The 16,126-nt window shown below is 66.0% G+C and carries 20 protein-coding genes; 10 read left to right on the top strand and 10 right to left on the bottom strand.

Annotated elements, in window-relative coordinates; translation table 11 throughout:
• Positions 1-8: 8 nt before the first annotated feature.
• Together ACFPOB_RS15615 and ACFPOB_RS15620 are read left to right on the top strand one after the other, a co-directional pair.
• Positions 9-830 (top strand): ABC transporter permease, encoded by an 822-nt coding sequence (locus ACFPOB_RS15615; RefSeq protein WP_091841505.1) that lies wholly within the window; start codon positions 9-11, stop codon positions 828-830.
• A 210-nt stretch (positions 831-1,040) separates the two neighbouring features.
• The gene (locus tag ACFPOB_RS15620) at positions 1,041-2,006 is read left to right on the top strand and encodes a succinylglutamate desuccinylase/aspartoacylase family protein (protein ID WP_377799341.1); all 966 of its coding nucleotides are present in this window, start codon (positions 1,041-1,043) and stop codon (positions 2,004-2,006) included.
• Between the two features lie 13 nt (positions 2,007-2,019).
• Here the strand turns inward: ACFPOB_RS15620 and ACFPOB_RS15625 are convergent, their stop codons facing one another.
• Entirely contained in the window at positions 2,020-2,496 is a 477-nt protein-coding gene (locus tag ACFPOB_RS15625) for a hypothetical protein (RefSeq protein ID WP_377799342.1), read from the bottom strand.
• Between the two features lie 102 nt (positions 2,497-2,598).
• On the opposite strand from ACFPOB_RS15625, the gene aroQ reads away from it, so the two are divergent.
• The 3 genes from aroQ (at position 2,599) to ACFPOB_RS15640 (ending at position 5,165) form a co-directional block, all read left to right on the top strand.
• Entirely contained in the window at positions 2,599-3,048 is a 450-nt protein-coding gene (gene aroQ, locus ACFPOB_RS15630; protein ID WP_377799343.1) for a type II 3-dehydroquinate dehydratase, read from the top strand.
• 7 nt (positions 3,049-3,055) lie between these two features.
• The gene (locus ACFPOB_RS15635) at positions 3,056-4,090 is read left to right on the top strand and encodes a Gfo/Idh/MocA family protein (protein WP_377799344.1); all 1,035 of its coding nucleotides are present in this window, start codon (positions 3,056-3,058) and stop codon (positions 4,088-4,090) included.
• A gap of 595 nt (positions 4,091-4,685) precedes the next feature.
• Entirely contained in the window at positions 4,686-5,165 is a 480-nt protein-coding gene (locus ACFPOB_RS15640; protein ID WP_377799345.1) for an invasion associated locus B family protein, read from the top strand.
• A 69-nt stretch (positions 5,166-5,234) separates the two neighbouring features.
• On the opposite strand, the gene ACFPOB_RS15645 is transcribed toward ACFPOB_RS15640, so the two are convergent.
• The 4 genes from ACFPOB_RS15645 to ACFPOB_RS15660 form a co-directional block, all read right to left on the bottom strand.
• On the bottom strand, positions 5,235-5,393 hold the full coding sequence (locus ACFPOB_RS15645; RefSeq protein WP_377799346.1) for a hypothetical protein: 159 nt from the start codon (positions 5,391-5,393) through the stop codon (positions 5,235-5,237).
• A 222-nt stretch (positions 5,394-5,615) separates the two neighbouring features.
• Positions 5,616-6,545 carry a dihydrodipicolinate synthase family protein gene (locus ACFPOB_RS15650; RefSeq protein WP_377799347.1) on the bottom strand — a complete coding sequence of 310 codons (930 nt, stop codon included), beginning with the start codon at positions 6,543-6,545 and terminating at the stop codon, positions 5,616-5,618.
• A 141-nt stretch (positions 6,546-6,686) separates the two neighbouring features.
• The gene (locus ACFPOB_RS15655; RefSeq protein ID WP_377799348.1) at positions 6,687-7,373 is read right to left on the bottom strand and encodes a fumarylacetoacetate hydrolase family protein; all 687 of its coding nucleotides are present in this window, start codon (positions 7,371-7,373) and stop codon (positions 6,687-6,689) included.
• 104 nt (positions 7,374-7,477) lie between these two features.
• Positions 7,478-7,948 carry an Lrp/AsnC family transcriptional regulator gene (locus ACFPOB_RS15660; protein ID WP_164547550.1) on the bottom strand — a complete coding sequence of 157 codons (471 nt, stop codon included), beginning with the start codon at positions 7,946-7,948 and terminating at the stop codon, positions 7,478-7,480.
• A 156-nt stretch (positions 7,949-8,104) separates the two neighbouring features.
• On the opposite strand from ACFPOB_RS15660, the gene ACFPOB_RS15665 reads away from it, so the two are divergent.
• From ACFPOB_RS15665 to ACFPOB_RS15685, 5 genes are all read left to right on the top strand, one after another.
• A complete protein-coding gene (locus ACFPOB_RS15665; RefSeq protein WP_092155427.1) occupies positions 8,105-9,121 on the top strand; it encodes an ABC transporter substrate-binding protein in 1,017 nt (338 codons plus the stop codon).
• 14 nt (positions 9,122-9,135) lie between these two features.
• Entirely contained in the window at positions 9,136-9,888 is a 753-nt protein-coding gene (locus ACFPOB_RS15670; protein WP_377799349.1) for an ABC transporter permease, read from the top strand.
• Positions 9,864-10,661 (top strand): ABC transporter ATP-binding protein, encoded by a 798-nt coding sequence (locus ACFPOB_RS15675; protein ID WP_377799350.1) that lies wholly within the window; start codon positions 9,864-9,866, stop codon positions 10,659-10,661. The genes ACFPOB_RS15670 and ACFPOB_RS15675 overlap by 25 nt, the downstream gene beginning before the upstream one ends.
• Before the next feature lie 99 nt (positions 10,662-10,760).
• A complete protein-coding gene (metZ, locus tag ACFPOB_RS15680; RefSeq protein ID WP_377799351.1) occupies positions 10,761-11,954 on the top strand; it encodes an O-succinylhomoserine sulfhydrylase in 1,194 nt (397 codons plus the stop codon).
• A 56-nt stretch (positions 11,955-12,010) separates the two neighbouring features.
• On the top strand, positions 12,011-12,376 hold the full coding sequence (locus ACFPOB_RS15685; RefSeq protein WP_377799352.1) for a hypothetical protein: 366 nt from the start codon (positions 12,011-12,013) through the stop codon (positions 12,374-12,376).
• A gap of 9 nt (positions 12,377-12,385) precedes the next feature.
• Here ACFPOB_RS15685 and ACFPOB_RS15690 read toward each other — a convergent pair whose 3' ends face one another.
• The 5 genes from ACFPOB_RS15690 to fabA form a co-directional block, all read right to left on the bottom strand.
• Positions 12,386-12,631 carry a DUF2188 domain-containing protein gene (locus ACFPOB_RS15690; RefSeq protein WP_092155432.1) on the bottom strand — a complete coding sequence of 82 codons (246 nt, stop codon included), beginning with the start codon at positions 12,629-12,631 and terminating at the stop codon, positions 12,386-12,388.
• A gap of 103 nt (positions 12,632-12,734) precedes the next feature.
• Positions 12,735-13,568 (bottom strand): enoyl-ACP reductase FabI, encoded by an 834-nt coding sequence (gene fabI / locus ACFPOB_RS15695; RefSeq protein WP_377799353.1) that lies wholly within the window; start codon positions 13,566-13,568, stop codon positions 12,735-12,737.
• Between the two features lie 108 nt (positions 13,569-13,676).
• Positions 13,677-13,949, bottom strand: coding sequence for a DUF3303 domain-containing protein (locus ACFPOB_RS15700; RefSeq protein ID WP_092155436.1), 273 nt, complete (start codon positions 13,947-13,949; stop codon positions 13,677-13,679).
• A 147-nt stretch (positions 13,950-14,096) separates the two neighbouring features.
• Entirely contained in the window at positions 14,097-15,323 is a 1,227-nt protein-coding gene (fabB, locus tag ACFPOB_RS15705; RefSeq protein WP_092155437.1) for a beta-ketoacyl-ACP synthase I, read from the bottom strand.
• Between the two features lie 231 nt (positions 15,324-15,554).
• Positions 15,555-16,067, bottom strand: coding sequence for a 3-hydroxyacyl-[acyl-carrier-protein] dehydratase FabA (fabA, locus tag ACFPOB_RS15710; RefSeq protein ID WP_092155438.1), 513 nt, complete (start codon positions 16,065-16,067; stop codon positions 15,555-15,557).
• Between the last annotated feature and the right edge of the window lie 59 nt (positions 16,068-16,126).

Genomic DNA, 16,126 nt, shown 5'->3' on the forward strand with positions numbered 1-16,126 from the left:
GCTTTCCGATGAAGTTCCGTGCCAACCTCTGGATCGGCGCCACCTGCTTCGCCCTCGTCGTCGCCGGCGGCGTCTTCGCGCCCTGGCTCGCCCATACCGACCCGGTGATGGACGCCAACCTGATGAACGCGGAAGTCCCGCCCGGTTCCGAATTCTGGTTCGGCACCGATGCACAGGGGCGCGACATCTATAGCCGCGTGCTGCATGGCGCGCGCATTTCGCTGACGGTCGGCATCGTTTCGCAGCTGATCAATACCTGCATCGGCGTCGCGCTCGGCCTTTCCGCCGCCTATTGGGGCGGCTGGTGGGACGATTTCGTCAACGGCCTGACCAACATGATGCTGGCGATCCCCTCGCTGGTCTTCGCGCTGGCGATCATGGCGATCCTGCAACCCGGCTTGACCAGCCTGCTGATCGCGCTCGGCCTGACCAACTGGTCCTTCACCTGCCGATTGACCAGGGCGGCGACGCTCTCGGTCAAGCAGCTCGGCTATATCGAGGCGGCGAGATCGCTGGGCTACGGCACCTTCCGGATCATGTTCACGCAGATCCTGCCGAACATCGCCGGCCCGATCATCGTGATCGGCACGCTCGGTATGGGCGGCGCCGTGCTGGCCGAGGCCTCGCTCTCCTTCCTCGGCCTCGGCATCCGCCCGCCCTTCCCAAGCTGGGGGTCGATGCTCTCGGATGCGCGCGACCAGATCTCGACCGCACCCTGGATCTCGATCTTCCCGGGCCTTGCCATCTTCCTGACCGTGCTGGGCCTCAACCTGCTCGGCGACGGCTTGCGCGACATCCTCGATCCGCACTCGCAGACGCGCAAGGCCTGAGCTTCGCACGGAACCTCCCTCGTCATTCCGGGGCTTCGCGGAGCGAAGAGCCCGGAACCCATGAACACCGCTTCCTAGCGAAAGGCGCGGCGGATCCCGTATCATCGTGGGCTATCGTCGTGTTCATGGGTTCCGGGCTCAGGCCTGCGGCCTGCCCCGGAATGACGAAGGAGGCTCCGTGCAAAATCCTCTCACCGAAAGACACGACCCTTGACCACCACCGACCTCGACGACGGCCCGCTCGAAACCGTCAGCTTCATCGGCCTGAAGCCCGGCCCGAAACTGATCGTCACCGGCGCCGTCCACGGCAACGAACCCTGCGGGCCGACCGCGATCCGGCGGGCCATCGAGGAGTGCCGGACCGGCCGGATCAAGATCCTGCGCGGCGAGGTCACCTTCCTGCCCGTCACCAATCCCAAGGCCTTCCGCCAGAAGACGCGTGAGGGCGACCGCAACTTCAACCGCGACCTGCGCGAGCGGCCGCTGGCCGGCGATTACGAGGACCGGATCGGCAACCCGGTCTGCGCCCTGCTGCGCCGGCACGACGCGCTGCTCGACATCCACTCCTTCCGCCAGGAGGGCGAGCCCTTCGTCTTCTTTGGCCCTGCGAACAATCGCGGCAAGCTCGAGCCCTTCGCCCGCGCGGAGGAGGAGCTGGCGCTCGCGTCATGCCTCGGCGTCGCGACGGCGATCCATGGCTGGCTCGACAACTACGCCAGGCTGCTCGACATCCGCTCGCGCCTGCCAGTGCCCAGGCTCAACGTCACCGAAGGCTATGGCACGACCGAGTTCATGCGCTTTTGCGGCGGCTATGCGGTGACGCTGGAATGCGGCACGCATGACGATCCCAAGGCGGCCGACATCGGCTATGCCGCGATCCGCAACACGCTGGCGCAGTTGCAATTGGTCGATGCGCCCTTGCCGAAGCCGGCGTTGCGCGATGTGATCGAGATGGTCGAGGTCCTGCTCTGCGAGACGGAGGGCGACCGCGCGGAGGCCGGCTGGCGCACCGGCGATGCGGTCGAGGCCGGCGCCACCCTCGCCCACCGCGCCGACGGCTCCAAGGTGACGGCGCCTGGTGACGGCTACATCATCTTCCCGAACACCGCGCCCAAGCTCGGCGAGGCGATCTGCCATTTCGGCATCGCCAGCGCTCGCGCCGCTCAAGTCGTCTGACGCGCGAACGCGATCATCGGCGGCCGGCGGCGACGAATTTGTCGCCGTTCCAGACGAGCCGGCGCTGGCAGCCGATATGGCCGGAGCGGCCGCAGGCGCTGCCGTGCAGGGACAACACCAGCACAGACTTGCCGCCGGCCTGGGCGAGCGACCAGTCCTGGACGTTGCTGCCGTAAGCCTGACGGTAGCCGCCGCCGCTCGAAATCAAAATGTCGAGGGTGCAGCCGGCCGAGCCGCAGAACGGATTGGTCAGGATACCGCCGACGCATTCGGACTGGCCATAATCGAGCAGATAATCGGGCTGGCCGTCTCCGTTGAAATCGGCCGTCCGCTGGAAGCCCGGCTTGAACGTCGCGCGCCCGCCGCAGGTATCCCGGATTTCGGCGCGCACCTTGGCGACCTCGGCGGGAACCGCCGGCTGCGCCGAGGCGCCAGAGCCGAACTGAGCAATAAAGGACACACCCAAAGCGAGACCGCGCCACAATTCCATCGTACCCCTCCGAAACCCGCCATGACGGAACGGCAAGGCTCGCCATGTTGCCTCCTGCTTGGATAAAGGCAACATGCTGCGCGCATCGCTTCAGGAGTACCCATGTCCCGTCTCGTCTATGTCCTCAACGGTCCGAACCTGAACCTGCTCGGCAAGCGCCAGCCGCACATCTACGGCTCGGAGACGCTGGCCGACGTCGAGGATGCCTGCCGGGCGCTGGCCAAGGAGCTCCACCTCGATATCCGCTTCCACCAGTCGAACCGCGAATACGAGATCATCGACTGGATCCACGAGGCGCGCGAGCAGGCCGTCGGCATCGTCATCAACCCCGGTGCCTTCACGCACACCTCGGTCGCGATCCTCGATGCGCTCAACGCCTTCGACGGCACGGTGATCGAGTGCCACATCTCCAACGTCCACAAGCGCGAGAGCTTCCGGCACCATTCCTACATGTCGCTGCGCGCCGATGGCGTCATCGCCGGCTTCGGCACGCAGGGCTACCTGCTCTCGCTGCGCCGGGTCGCCAGGCTCGCCGACGAAACCAAGGACTGAACCGGCAATGACCGAGGTCAAGCTGGCTGTCATCGGCGCCGGGCTGATCGGCCGGCGTCATGCCGAGCATGCCGCGGCCGAGCCGCGCGCCATCCTGTCCGCCGTGGTCGATCCGACCCCGGCGGGCCGCACCGTCGCGGCGGCGCTCGGCGCACCCTGGTTCGCGTCCTTCACCGAGATGCTGGCCGCGGACCGGCCTGATGGCGTGATCATCGCGACGCCGAATCAGCTTCATGTCCAGGGTGGGCTCGAGGCGATCGAGGCCGGCATCCCGGCGATCGTCGAGAAGCCGCTGGCGGACGATCTCGCCGAGGGCGAACGCCTAGTCTTGGCGGCCGAGAAGGCGGGCGTGCCGCTGCTCATCGGCCATCACCGGCGCTACAACCCGATGATCCGCAAGGCCAAGGAGATCATCGACTCCGGCCGGCTCGGCCAGGTGCTGGCGCTCAGCGGGCATTTCTGGCTGATGAAGCCGGACGACTATTTCGAGGCGGACTGGCGGCGCGAAAAGGGAGCGGGGCCGATCCTGCTCAACCTGATCCACGATGTCGACCTGTTCCGCTATCTCTGCGGCGAGATCGTCTCGGTGCAGGCCCATAGCTCGAACGCAGTGCGCGGTCATGCGGTCGAGGAGACCGCCGCGATCCTGCTGCGCTTCGCCAGTGGCGTGCTGGGGACGGTCACCGTTTCGGACTCGATCGTGGCGCCGTGGAGCTGGGAGATGACTACGGGCGAGAACCCGGTCTACCCGCAGCAGGACCAGTCCTGCTACCAGATCGGCGGCACCCATGGCTCGCTGACGATCCCGCAGCTGGAAGTCTGGTCCAACCCGGGCAAGCGCAGCTGGTGGGAGCCCTTGGTGCGTGAGCGCGTTCCCGTCGTGCAGGAGGACCCGCTGCGGGCCCAGATCCGGCATTTCTGCGACGTCATCCGCAACGGCGCAAATCCGATCGCGTCCGGCCGCGAGGGGCTGAACACGCTGAAGGTGATCTCGGCTGTGCAGCGTTCAGTTGAGATCGGAGCGATGGTGGAGATCGCCTGACGCGCCGGCCGTGGAAGGCGCAGCACAGGCGTTCGCTTAGCCTGTCAACACCCGAGCCGCATCCGGGTGCCTGCGCGCCGGAGTGGTGATCAACGCATCAGCCATGACGGGCAGCGATAGCCGTGCGCCGCTCCGCCCCTGGTTCGAGAGGCCTGATCCCGCGGTCAAAGTCGAGGTTATGAACAGAATTCGATCTTAGAATTATTACAGTATCAAACCACTAAATGGATGACCAAAAACAATCATAGCGAAAGCTTAATGGTAGACGCTACCTTGTTTTTTGCTAGAACGCAGCATCGATCCTTGGTCGATGCTCCAGCTTCTGTCGAAACACGCTCTCATGATCCGATCAGGCACATCTCTCTCCGTTTCGCTTCTCGCCTTCGCTCTCCTGGCGTCTCCGGCTCTTGCCCAGCGCGAGCCGCAGGTGACCGAACCGACGGAGGCGACCGAAGCGCAGGCTGAACCAGCGCCGCGCACCCCGGCCACCCGCTCTTCTCCCGCACCGCGCCCGGCAGCCGCAAACTCACCGGCTCGCCCGGCAAGCCCACCCGCTCGCCCCGCCACCGCGCAGGCACCGGCCGCGACACCGAGCGTGGGCCAGCCCGCCACAGCAACGGCGCGCCTCCCGAACGGCGCCTCGGCGGTCAACGAGGTCTATGGCGACTGGACGGTCGACTGCCGCATCAATGATGGCCAGAAGCTCTGCCTGCTGTCGCAATCGCAAGGCGACAGCCGCACCAATCAGCGCGTCTTCGCGATCGAGCTGCGGGTGCCGAAGGATGGCCGCGCCGAGGGCACGATCCTGATGCCGTTCTGGCTCAAGCTCGAGAACGGCGCGGTGCTGAAGCTCGACGACAAGGATCTCGGCCAGGGCTTGCGGTTCTCGACCTGCACGCCGTCGGGCTGCCTGCTGCCGGTTTCGTTTCCGACCGTCGCGACCGACGCGATGAAGAAAGGCAAGACGCTGACCGCAGCCGCGCTCAACCTGTCGAACAACGATGTAGTCTCGTTCAACATCGCTCTCAACGGTTTCGGCCCGGCGCTCGACCGGCTGGTGCAACTGGCCAACTGACGAGGTAGCCCTCGCAGCGTTACGCGCTGCGAGGGCCCCAACGAATAAGCGAACTAGAGTGCGGCTTGGTTACCGCCCCGAGCCGTTGACGCAGTTCATATAGGCCATATGTGCCGCCGTGCCCGGTTTGGCCCAGGTCCAGCGCTGGCGCCCGGAACTGCGGCCCGGATCGTTCTTGATCTGGCCGCCATTGTTAAGCGCGCAGGTGCAGGCGCGCGGATTTCCCATGCTGCGGCATTCCGGCCGGATGCCACCGGCTTGCGCCGGTGCAGACCCCAACGAAGCAATAGCTACAAGCGCGGCACCGCCGAGCAGAACAACAAGACGCATACCAAATCCCTTGAGCCGCAGCTCAAGGTTGCATAGCCTGGCGATATGCGTCCATGGCTTTGAGAGCCGCGCTCGACCGCGCGGCCTGGCATCTCGACTGATCGACCAGCGACCGACGCCTCAGATTTTCGCGCGCGGATCGTGCTTGGCGAGGCGGCCGAGCAGATAGTCGACCTCGGCCTTCGCCGCGGCGGTCAGGCCGGGGCCGGGCTTGCGCTGGGCGTCGCTGGCGAGGATGCCGCGCTTCATCATCACATATTTGCGCACGGCGAGGCCGACGCCCTGCTGCTGCTCGTAGCGCAGCAGCGGCAGATGCGCGTCGAAGATGTCGTGCGCATCGTCGCGGCGGCCGGCCTTGCTGGCCTTGACCACATCGATCAGCAATTCCGGGAAGGCATAGCCGGTATTGGCGCCGTCGGCGCCGCGCTCCATCTCGAAGTCGAGGAAGAGGCCGCCATTGCCGGTGAGGATGGCGACGCGGCGCAGCGTCCCTTCCGCCTCGAACCTGCGCAGGGTCGAGATCTTCTCGAGGCCCGGCCAGTCCTCATGCTTCAGCATCACGCAGGACGGGTTGTCCTGGATGATCTTGCGGATCACGGCCGGCGTCATCACCACCGAGAGCGTCAGCGGATAGTCCTGGATGACGAAGGGGATGTCGGTGCCGATCGCCTCGACCGCCTGCGCGTAATAGCCGGTGATCTGGTCGTCGGTGCGCAGATTGGTCGGCGGGGCGATCATCACCCCGCCGGCGCCCAGATCCATCACCTGCCGCGCCAGCGAGCGCATCGCCGCGAAACCCGGCGCGGAGACGCCGACGATGATCGGCTTGCCGCCCAGCTTCGCCACGGCGCGCTTGACCATGCCGATCGATTCCTCCGGCTCCAGCTTGGGCGCCTCGCCCATGATGCCGAGCACGGTGACGCCGTCAGAGCCGATGCCGTGATAGAACTCGTACAGCCGGTCGGCCGAGGTCCAGTCGACGCTGCCGTCCGGATGGAACGGCGTCGGCGCGATCGGGAAGACGCCGGAGGCTTCGGGGGTCAGACGCATGGGCTCGATCCTAGCTATTCACGACATTCAAGAAGCGGTCGTCCCGGGCGACCGGAGGGAGACCCGGGACCCATTCCGGAACGGTTCAGGAATGGATCCCGGCTCTGCGCTACGCTCCGGCCGGGATGACACTATCTGGCTTTAGACGATCTTGGTGCGGACGGTGCCCACACCGGCGATGACGCCTTCGAGCACATCGCCCTTGACGACGGCCGCGACGCCCTCGGGCGTGCCGGTCATGATCAGGTCTCCCGGAGCCAGAGTGACGAAGCCCGATAGGTAGGAGATCGTCTCCGGCACGTTCCAGATCATCTTGGCGAGATCGGAGCTCTGGCGGACCTGGCCGTTGACCTTGAGCTCGATCAGCCCCTCGTCGGGATGGCCGGCCTCGGCGGCGGGGACGAGCTCGCCGATCGGCGCCGAAGCGTCGAAGCCCTTGCCCATGTCCCAGGGCTTGCCGGCCTTCTTCGCAGCGCCCTGCAAGTCGCGGCGGGTCATGTCGAAGCCGGCGGCATAGCCGTAGACATGGGAGAGCGCATCGGCCTCGGCGATGTCCTTGCCGCCCTTACCGATCGCGACGACGAGCTCCATCTCGTGATGCAGATCGGCGGTCTTGGGCGGATAGGGCATGTCGGCGCCGCCGGTCAGCACGGCGTCGGACGGCTTGGTGAAGAAGAACGGCTCCTCGCGATCGGGATCGCCACCCATCTCGCGCGTGTGCTCGGCGTAATTGCGGCCGACGCAGAAGATGCGGCGCACCGGGAAGAGCCCGCCGCCGGCCACCGGGATGGCGGCGACCTTCGGCTGATCGATGACATAGCTGGACATGGGCGCGCCCCGTTCGAGAAATCCGGGAGCGTTCATGCGGGAGCGCGCCCGCCGGGGCAAGTGCCGGGCATGCGATGGCGGGCCTGCGCTCCCCGCAATGACGCCTACGACGCCTTCGGCAGGTCCGGCACCTTGTAGGCCGTCGTCGCCTTGATCCGCTCCATGGCGAAACGCGAAGTGACGTTCTTGAGCGGGATCGTCTCGATCAGCTTCTTGTAGAAGGTGTCATAGGCGGCCATGTCGGCGACGACGACGCGCAGCATGTAATCGACGTCGCCGGCCATCCGGTAGAACTCGATCACCTCCGGCATCGCCGCAACGCTCTGGGCGAACTTCTCCAGCCAGGGGCCGGAATGGTCGGCCGTCTCGATCTGCACGAAGACGGTGAGCCCGAGCCCGATCTTTTCGGGCGCGACCAGCGCCACGCGCTTGATGATCACCCCGGTCTGTTCGAGGCGCTGGATGCGCTTCCAGCACGGGGTCTGCGACAGCCCGACCCGATCGGCGAGCTCCGCGATCGAGATATTGGAGTCTGCCTGCAGCACGGTCAGAATCTTGCGGTCGATGGCGTCCATCTCTCGATCCATGGCGATGTAGAAAAAACCCTTTGCCTGATCGAGGCAACGGAGAATTTTCTTCTTTTTGAAGAGCTAAGCTTGTCTTTAGATAGAAAATCCTTTTATCAGACGTCAATAGGCTCGAAAACACGCACCGTTCAGGGAATTCCGATCATGGACCGCCGCCAGTTCCTGCTCGCCGGCTCGTCGCTCGCTGCCGCGCTGCCGTTTGGCGCTCGCGCCCAGGAGGCGATCCCGGCCCGCATCGGCTATATCCCGATCATCGGCACCGCCCCGATCTTCGTCGCAAACGGCGAGGGCTGGCTGAAGCAGGCCGGCATCGCGCCTGCCTTCACCGTGTTCGAATCCGGCCCGAACATGATCCAGGCGCTCGCCTCGGGCACGATCGATCTCTATGTCGCCGGCGTCGCTCCGCTCGCCGTCGCGCGCTCGCGCGGTGTCGACATCCGCGTCGTCGCCTCGACCGCCACCGGCGAGAACGTCTTCGTCGCTGCCCCGGCCCTGGCGAAATTCTTTACGACGGGCACCAGTGCCGCAGCCGCCTTCAAGGCGCACAAGGCCGCGACCGGCAAGCCGGCCCGCCTCGCCACCCAGCCGGCCGGGTCAGTGCCCAACACCGTGCTGCAATACTGGCTCTGGGAGGTCGCCAAGGCCGACAAGGGCGATGTCGAGATCGTGCCGATGGGCATCGATGCGACGCAGCAGGCCGTGCTCGCCGGCGCCGTCGAGGGCGCGATCGTGCGCGAGCCGGCCCTGACCATCATCCAGACCCGCAACCCCGGCATCAAACTGATCGCCGGCGGCGAGGACGTCTTCCCCGGCCAGCCCGGCACCGTCGTCGCCGTCTCCGGCGCTTTCGCCACCAAGAACCCCGACGCGGTGCAGAAGCTGGTCTCCAGCCTGGTCAAGGCTGCCGATGTGCTGGTCAAGACACCCGCCAAGGCCGCCCCCCATGTCGGCGCCGCGCTCGGCAAGGGCATCGTCGATCCCGCCTTGATCGAGAAAGCGCTGACCTCGCCGGCGACCCGTTTCGAGATCGACCCGCGCAAGATCATCGAGCCCGCCCGCGCCATGCAGGCCTATCAGGTCAAGCTCGGTTCGCTCGAAAAGGAACTTCCGTTCGACGGCCTGTTCGAGACGCAGTATTACGAGCGCGCCATCAAGGGCTGACGGGGCTTATTCATTTGCGTTCACTGCGGGCTCCGGCCCTTGCCCTGACGGGCCTCGTCGCCTTTCTGTTGCTCTGGGAGGCGATCCCTTATTTCGGCATCGTCAATCCGGCCTTCCTGCCGGGCCCGAGCGCGCTGCCGAGCGCCTTCCTGCGCGAGGTCAAGTCCGGCGCCTGGCTCGCAGCGATCATGGGCTCGCTCGGCCACTATTTCATCGGCCTGTTCACCGGCGCCGGTCTCGGCATCGCGCTCGGTGTCTTCACCGGCATGTCCAAGATCGCCGAGGAGACCACCGCCTGGGTGGTCCGTCTGCTGCGGCCGATCCCCGGCCTCGCCTGGGTGCCGTTCGCGATCATCTGGTTCGGGGTCAACCCGCAGGCGGCGGTGTTCATCATCGCGATCGGGGTGTTCTGGATCGTCTTCTTCGCGGCACAGGGCGCGATCCGCGGCGTCGACCGCGACCTGATCGAGGTCGCCGACGCCTTCGGCTTCCGCTCGCCGCTCCAGCGCCTCACCAAGATCCTGCTGCCCGCCGCGCTGCCCGGCATCCTCATCGGCGTGCGCACCGCGCTCGGCCAGGCTTGGATGGCGGTCGTGGCGGCCGAGATTTTCGGCGTCGCCGGCGTCGGCCAGCGTATGATGCAGGCCTCCAGCCTGCTCGCGACGGACCTCGTCGTGATCTATATGCTGACCATGGCGGCGCTTTACGGCCTGCTCGACACGCTGTTCGTCGCCTTCCAGGGATGGGTGCTGCGTTGGAAAGCGTGATCGACATCAAGGAGCTGTCGCTCACCTTCACCCGCGACGGCGAAGCGACCGAAGTCCTGCACAAGCTGAACCTCTCGGTCGCCCGCGGCGAATTCCTCGCCATTGTCGGCCCCTCCGGCGTCGGCAAGTCGACGCTGCTGCGCGTCATCGCCGGCCTCGCCCGGCCGAGCGGCGGCGAGGTCGTGATCAACGCCAGGGACAATACAAGGCGGCCGGTCGCGCTGGTCTTCCAGGATTCGCGGCTGCTGCCCTGGCGCAAGGTGATCGCCAATGTCGGCTTCGGCTTGGAAGGCCAGGCGCCGCGGGCAGAACGTCTCGCCAAGGCGCAGCAGACGCTCGACCTTGTCGGCCTCGGCCATCTCGCCCAACGCTGGCCGCACCAGCTTTCCGGTGGCCAGCGCCAGCTTTCCGGTGGCCAGCGCCAGCGCGTCTCGCTGGCGCGCGCGCTTGCGGTCGAACCCGAGATCCTGCTGATGGACGAACCCTTCTCGGCGCTCGATGCGCTCACCCGCGAGACCTTGCAGGACGAGCTGATCGAGGTCCGCCGCCGCACCGGCAAGACGGTGCTGTTCGTCACCCACGACATCGACGAAGCCGCCTATCTCGCCGACCGGGTCGTGGTGCTCTCCGGCGCGCCCGGCCAGATCATCGCAGAGCACAAGATTTCGGCGGCTCACCCGCGCCGGCGCGGAGCAGAAGCGGAGGCGCAGATCGTGCGGGCGGTGCGCGTCGATCTCGGTGCGGACATCGTTGCCGACGGCGCAGCTATTTGACGAAGCGTTCCCTACGCAGAAAATTCGTTCGCCTTTACGAACGCCACCGACAATGATATTCCCTTCGTCCGTTATATAGAACGGACCGGGCGACTTATCATGGCAATCGAAGCGGCAGATACAGCAGCGCTGCACCCTGAAACTCAGCTCGTCCACGCCGGTTCGCTGCGTTCGCAATTCGGCGAGACCTCGGAAGCTCTCTTCCTGACCCAAGGCCATGTCTATGACAGCGCCGAGCAGGCCGAGGGCCGCTTCCTCAACACCGATCCCGGCTTCCAGTACGGGCGTCTTTCCAACCCGACCGTCGCCATGCTGGAGCAGCGCATGGCCGCCTTCGAGGGTGCGCAGGCCTGCCGCGCCACCGCAACCGGCATGGCCGCCGTCACCGCGGCGGTGATGGCGCCGGTGCGGGCCGGCGATCACGTCGTCGCGGCGCGCGCCCTGTTCGGCTCCTGTCGCTATGTCATCGAGGATCACCTGCCGCGCTATGGCGTCGAGTCGACCCTGGTCGACGGCACCGATCTTTCCGCCTGGCGCGCCGCGATCAGGCCGAACACAAAACTGTTCTTCCTGGAGAGCCCGGCCAATCCGACGCTGGAGGTGATCGACATCGCCGCCGTCGCCGCGATCGCCAGAGAGGCCGGTGTCATCCTCGTAGTCGACAATGTCTTTGCGACGCCGCTTTTCCAGCGTCCGCTCGCGCTCGGCGCCGATCTCGTCGTCTACTCCGCCACCAAGCACATCGACGGCCAGGGCCGCTGCCTCGGCGGGCTGATCCTCGGCTCGAAGGCGCTGATCGAGGCCGACATCCAGACCTATCTGCGCCAGACCGGCCCGGCGCTGTCGCCGTTCAACGCCTGGGTGATGCTGAAATCGCTGGAGACGTTGCCGCTGCGTGTCCGCCAACAGGCACAGAATGCAACAGCCGTGGCCAAATGGCTGAAGGGCCGGAAGGACCTGCCGCATGTCGCCTTCATCGGCGATCCCGACCATCCGCAGGCCGACATCATCGCCCGGCAGATGAGCGGCCCCTCGACGCTGATCGCCTTCGAGGTCGCGGGCGGCAAGGACACGGCCTACCGTTTCCTCAACCGGCTCAAGTTGATCCGCATCTCCAATAATCTCGGCGACGCCAAGAGCCTCATTGTCCACCCGGCGACGACGACGCATCAGCGCTTCACGCCGGAGGTGCGCGCCAGCATGGGCGTCGGTGACGGGCTGGTCCGGCTCTCGATCGGGCTTGAGCACCCGGACGACCTGATCGCCGACCTGAAGCAGGCGCTCGACGGCTGATCCGAACCAGATCGGCGACGGCGCGTTTGAACCTCGGCAACAACCCGAGGTTCAACATGCTCCGCAAGACCGTTTGTACGACCACGCTGTTCGCTCTGCTCGCCGCCCCGGCCTTGGCTCAGACCACCTCGCCGGCCTCGCCTGCTGCACCGGAAAAGCCATCCTCCCCCGAGCTTTCCGCCTGCAAGGCGACTGCGATGGCGGCGCTGACGGCGCGCGAGCCCGAGATCAAGGACATCTATATCGACGAGGACGGGCTGACGGTCGCCGTGGCGGAGACCAAGGTCGAAGATACCCCGGTCACGCGCATCATCATGGGCGAGGCCTATCTGAAGACCGACAAGTCCGACAAGCCGCGCCGCTTCCTCTGCCTCATCGGCGAGAAGGGCAAGGTGCTGCTGACCTTCTTCACGCAGCGCTGAGGCACCGCCTCAGCCGCCGTCGACGATCCGGGTATTGGGCCGGTCACGACCATCGGCCAGTTCCTCGTGCCATTCGCCCTTGGCGTCCTGGTAGACGATGCCGTCGGTGACCCCCGGCCGCTTCTGGCGGGCAGCCGCCTTGTTGGCTGCCTTCAGCGCCGCGTCATGCGAGCGGAAGGTCTCCGAAAGCGCGTCGCCGACCTTGTAGGCCCAGCCACCATCGTGCTGGACGATCTCGTACTTCACCGTGACCATGAGCGTCCTCCATGGCTCACTGATCGAACCATTGGCGCACGCCCCGGTTCCACCGGAGGGGAGGATAGCCCCGCCGCCCGAGCGGCGAAAGAGCCTGTTCGACTTAGTCGCCGTTGCCGGTATCGGCCGCGCGCAGACCTTCGAGCACCGGCATCGAGGTGATGTGGTAGCCGGCGTCGATATGGTGGACCTCGCCAGTCACACCGCCCGACAGGTCGGAGAGATAGTAGAGCGCCGAGCCGCCGATCTCTTCCAGCGTCACCGATTTGCGCAGCGGCGAGTTGGCGCGCTGCCAGGAATACATGGCGCGCGCATCGGAGATGCCTGCGCCGGCCAGCGTCCGCACCGGCCCGGGCGAGAGCGCGTTGACCCGGATGCCCTTCGGCCCGTAATCGGCGGCGAGATAGCGCATGCTCGCCTCCAGCGCCGCCTTGGCGACGCCCATGACGTTGTAGTTCGGCATCACACGGTTCGAGCCGCTATAGGTCAGCGTGATCATGCTGCCGCCATTGGGCATGCGCGCCGCGGCCCGCTTGGCGGCTTCCGTGAACGAGAAGCAGGAGATCACCATGGTCCGCGAGAAATTCTCGCGGGTGGTGTCGGCATAGAGGCCCTTGAGCTCGTTCTTGTCGGAGAAGCCGATGGCGTGGATCAGGAAATCGAGCGTGTTGCGCTCGGCATCGCCGCCCCAGGCCTCGTCGATCGCGGCGAAGGCGGCATCGACAGTGGCAACATCCTCGACATCACAGGGGATGACCAGCTTCGAGCCGATACTCTCCGCCAGCGGCTTGACGCGCTTGCCCAGCGCCTCGCCCTGATAGGTGAAGGCCATCTCGGCGCCATGCGCATGCAGGGTCCGGGCGATGCCCCAGGCGATCGAGTTCTGGTTGGCGACGCCCATGACGAGGCCGCGCTTGTTGTGCATCAGGGGGAGCATATGCCTGTCTCGAACGGATTCAGGAACCGGGAGGGGACGGAGGAAGGACGCTACAGTGCCGCTGGCACGACCGATCAACCATAAAGCGCAAGCGCGCCGCCGTGGCCACTACAAATGCTTCCGCACGGCCTCGGCCGTGTCCTTCGAACTCGCCAGCGGGACGATCTCGAAGCGGGCGAGATCGCCCCAGGCCAGCACCCATTCCTGCAGCAAGGTGACGTCGTCGCATTGCATCACCTGGAAACAGCGGGAAAAATCGGCCGATATCCAGCTGTCGATATAGGTGAGGCCCTCGGGCATCATCCGGCCATGCTTGTGGTAGCGGGTGTAGATCTCCTTCACCCGCGCCTGGTCGAAATGCTCGATCACCATGAACAGCATGGAGGAGAGACCTTCCGAGAATTCGCCAGCGTGAGTGGGCTGGCGCGGTTACCGAGAACCGGAGCGGAGCGGACCATTGGTCCGTGAGCACCGGACGCGCAGGCGGCCGTGTCAGACGGCCATGCCGGTAGAATGATCGAAGGTCTCTCAGGCCTCTAGCCGCTTCATCACGATGGTCGCGTTGGTGCCGCCGAAGCCGAACGAGTTCGAAAGCACGCAGCCGAGGCCGGCATTGTCGATGCGCTTGCGCACGATCGGCATGTCGGCGAAGGCCGGGTCGAGCTCCTCGATATGGGCGCTCTCGCAGATGAAGTCGTTGTTCAGCATCAAGAGCGAGTAGATCGCCTCCTGCACGCCGGTGGCCCCCAGCGAATGGCCGGTCAGCGACTTGGTCGCCGAGATCGGCGGGCTCTTCTCGCCGGCGCCGAAGACGGTGCGGATCGCCTCGATCTCCTTGGCGTCGCCGACCGGGGTCGAGGTGCCGTGCGGGTTGATGTAGTCGATCTTGGCCTTAACGCCCTGCAGCGCCATGCGCATGCAGCGCTCGGCGCCCTCGCCTGACGGAGCGACCATGTCGTAGCCGTCCGAGGTCGCGCCATAGCCGACGATCTCGCCATAGATGCGGGCGCCGCGGGCCTTGGCGTGCTCCAGCTCCTCCAGCACGACGACGCCGGCGCCGCCGGCGATGACGAAACCGTCACGGCGCGCATCATAGGCGCGCGAGGCGACGGCGGGGGTCTCGTTGAAGTCGGAGGACATCGCACCCATGCCGTCGAACAGCACGGAGAGCGTCCAGTCGAGCTCCTCGCAGCCGCCGGCGAAGATCACGTCCTGCTTGCCCCACTGGATCAGCTCGTAGGCGTTGCCGATGCAGTGGTTCGAGGTCGCGCAGGCCGAGGAGATCGAATAGTTGACGCCCTTGATCTTGAACCAGGTCGCCAGCGTTGCCGAGGCGGTCGAGGACATGCCCTTGGGCACGGCGAACGGGCCGACCTTCTTGGACGAGCCGCTCTCGCGCGCCTTGTCATAGGCGTCGATCAGCGCGCGGGTCGAGGGGCCGCCGGAGCCCATGACGATGCCGGTGCGCTCATGGCTGATTTCCTTCTCTTCCAGTCCGGCGTCGCGGATGGCCTGCTCCATCGCGACCTGGTTCCAGGCCGAGCCACCGCCATGGAAGCGCATGGCGCGGCGGTCGAGCACGGTCGAGGGATCGAGCGTGGGCACGCCGGCGACGCGGCTGCGGAAGCCGTGCTCAGCGAAATCAGCCGCATAGGAGATGCCGGACTTGGCTTCGCGCAGCGAGGCCAGCACTTCCTGCGTATTGTTGCCGATGGACGAGACGATGCCCATCCCGGTGACCACAACGCGTCTCATGCTGCTTCTCCGGCTCTTTGGTGACGGGCCGGGAGGCCAACCCCGGACCTGTAATAGATCGCCTACCGCGCAAATGGACTGCGCGGCCGGCGAAGGCAAGGCGCCTCGATCACCATGATTTCGGATCACCTCGATCCAAAATCATAAAGGTGACCGATTTCAATGATTCCGAGCGGGATTTCAGCAAAAATTGGTGCCCACTTTTTTGCATCCCGCTCGGGCTTATTTTGCTCAGGCCGCTTCGGGCTTGAACAGGCCGACGCGCATATCGGTCGTCGTATAGATACGCTTCCCGTCCGCTTCGAGCCAGCCATCGGCGATGCCGAGGACGAGCTTGGACTTGAAGACGCGCTTGAAATCGACGCCATAGACGACGTGCTTGACGGTGGGCAGCACCTGGTCGGCGAACTTGACTTCGCCGACGCCGAGCGCCCGGCCGCGGCCGGGCAGGCCGAGCCAGCCAAGGAAGAAGCCGGTGAGCTGCCAGAGCGCGTCGAGGCCGAGGCACCCCGGCATCACCGGATCGCCCTTGAAATGGCAGTCGAAGAACCAGAGGTCCGGCCGGACGTCGAGCTCGGCCCGCACCATGCCCTTGCCGTGCTCGCCGCCGGTCTCGCTGATCTGCGCGATACGGTCGAACATCAGCATCGGCGGCAGCGGCAGCTGCGCATTGCCCGGCCCGAAGAGCTCACCGCGCCCGCAAGCTAGGATCTCCTCGTAGCTGAATGACGATTGCCGCTCCATATCCGGCTTCACTCCCTTTCGGCCGCCACGATCCGTCGGCCAACTCCCGATGCGACGTG

It is taken from the genome of Allobosea eneae (assembly GCF_042657265.1).
Classification (GTDB): Bacteria; Pseudomonadota; Alphaproteobacteria; order Rhizobiales; family Beijerinckiaceae; genus Allobosea; species Allobosea eneae.

What these genes read in the sequence shown, in the direction of transcription:
- ACFPOB_RS15655 (WP_377799348.1), bottom strand. Translation starts at nt 7,373, where the DNA reads ATGTCCAGCTATGTCATCGATCAGCCGAAGGTCGCCGCCATCCCGGTG.
- fabA (WP_092155438.1), bottom strand. Translation starts at nt 16,067, where the DNA reads ATGGAGCGGCAATCGTCATTCAGCTACGAGGAGATCCTAGCTTGCGGG.
- ACFPOB_RS15635 (WP_377799344.1), top strand. Translation starts at nt 3,056, where the DNA reads ATGACCGAGGTCAAGCTGGCTGTCATCGGCGCCGGGCTGATCGGCCGG.
- ACFPOB_RS15700 (WP_092155436.1), bottom strand. Translation starts at nt 13,949, where the DNA reads ATGCTGTTCATGGTGATCGAGCATTTCGACCAGGCGCGGGTGAAGGAG.
- aroQ (WP_377799343.1), top strand. Translation starts at nt 2,599, where the DNA reads ATGTCCCGTCTCGTCTATGTCCTCAACGGTCCGAACCTGAACCTGCTC.
- ACFPOB_RS15675 (WP_377799350.1), top strand. Translation starts at nt 9,864, where the DNA reads ATGGGTGCTGCGTTGGAAAGCGTGATCGACATCAAGGAGCTGTCGCTC.
- metZ (WP_377799351.1), top strand. Translation starts at nt 10,761, where the DNA reads ATGGCAATCGAAGCGGCAGATACAGCAGCGCTGCACCCTGAAACTCAG.
- ACFPOB_RS15660 (WP_164547550.1), bottom strand. Translation starts at nt 7,948, where the DNA reads ATGGACGCCATCGACCGCAAGATTCTGACCGTGCTGCAGGCAGACTCC.
- ACFPOB_RS15650 (WP_377799347.1), bottom strand. Translation starts at nt 6,545, where the DNA reads ATGCGTCTGACCCCCGAAGCCTCCGGCGTCTTCCCGATCGCGCCGACG.
- ACFPOB_RS15665 (WP_092155427.1), top strand. Translation starts at nt 8,105, where the DNA reads ATGGACCGCCGCCAGTTCCTGCTCGCCGGCTCGTCGCTCGCTGCCGCG.
- ACFPOB_RS15615 (WP_091841505.1), top strand. Translation starts at nt 9, where the DNA reads ATGAAGTTCCGTGCCAACCTCTGGATCGGCGCCACCTGCTTCGCCCTC.
- ACFPOB_RS15625 (WP_377799342.1), bottom strand. Translation starts at nt 2,496, where the DNA reads ATGGAATTGTGGCGCGGTCTCGCTTTGGGTGTGTCCTTTATTGCTCAG.
- fabI (WP_377799353.1), bottom strand. Translation starts at nt 13,568, where the DNA reads ATGCTCCCCCTGATGCACAACAAGCGCGGCCTCGTCATGGGCGTCGCC.
- ACFPOB_RS15645 (WP_377799346.1), bottom strand. Translation starts at nt 5,393, where the DNA reads ATGGGAAATCCGCGCGCCTGCACCTGCGCGCTTAACAATGGCGGCCAG.
- fabB (WP_092155437.1), bottom strand. Translation starts at nt 15,323, where the DNA reads ATGAGACGCGTTGTGGTCACCGGGATGGGCATCGTCTCGTCCATCGGC.
- ACFPOB_RS15685 (WP_377799352.1), top strand. Translation starts at nt 12,011, where the DNA reads ATGCTCCGCAAGACCGTTTGTACGACCACGCTGTTCGCTCTGCTCGCC.
- ACFPOB_RS15690 (WP_092155432.1), bottom strand. Translation starts at nt 12,631, where the DNA reads ATGGTCACGGTGAAGTACGAGATCGTCCAGCACGATGGTGGCTGGGCC.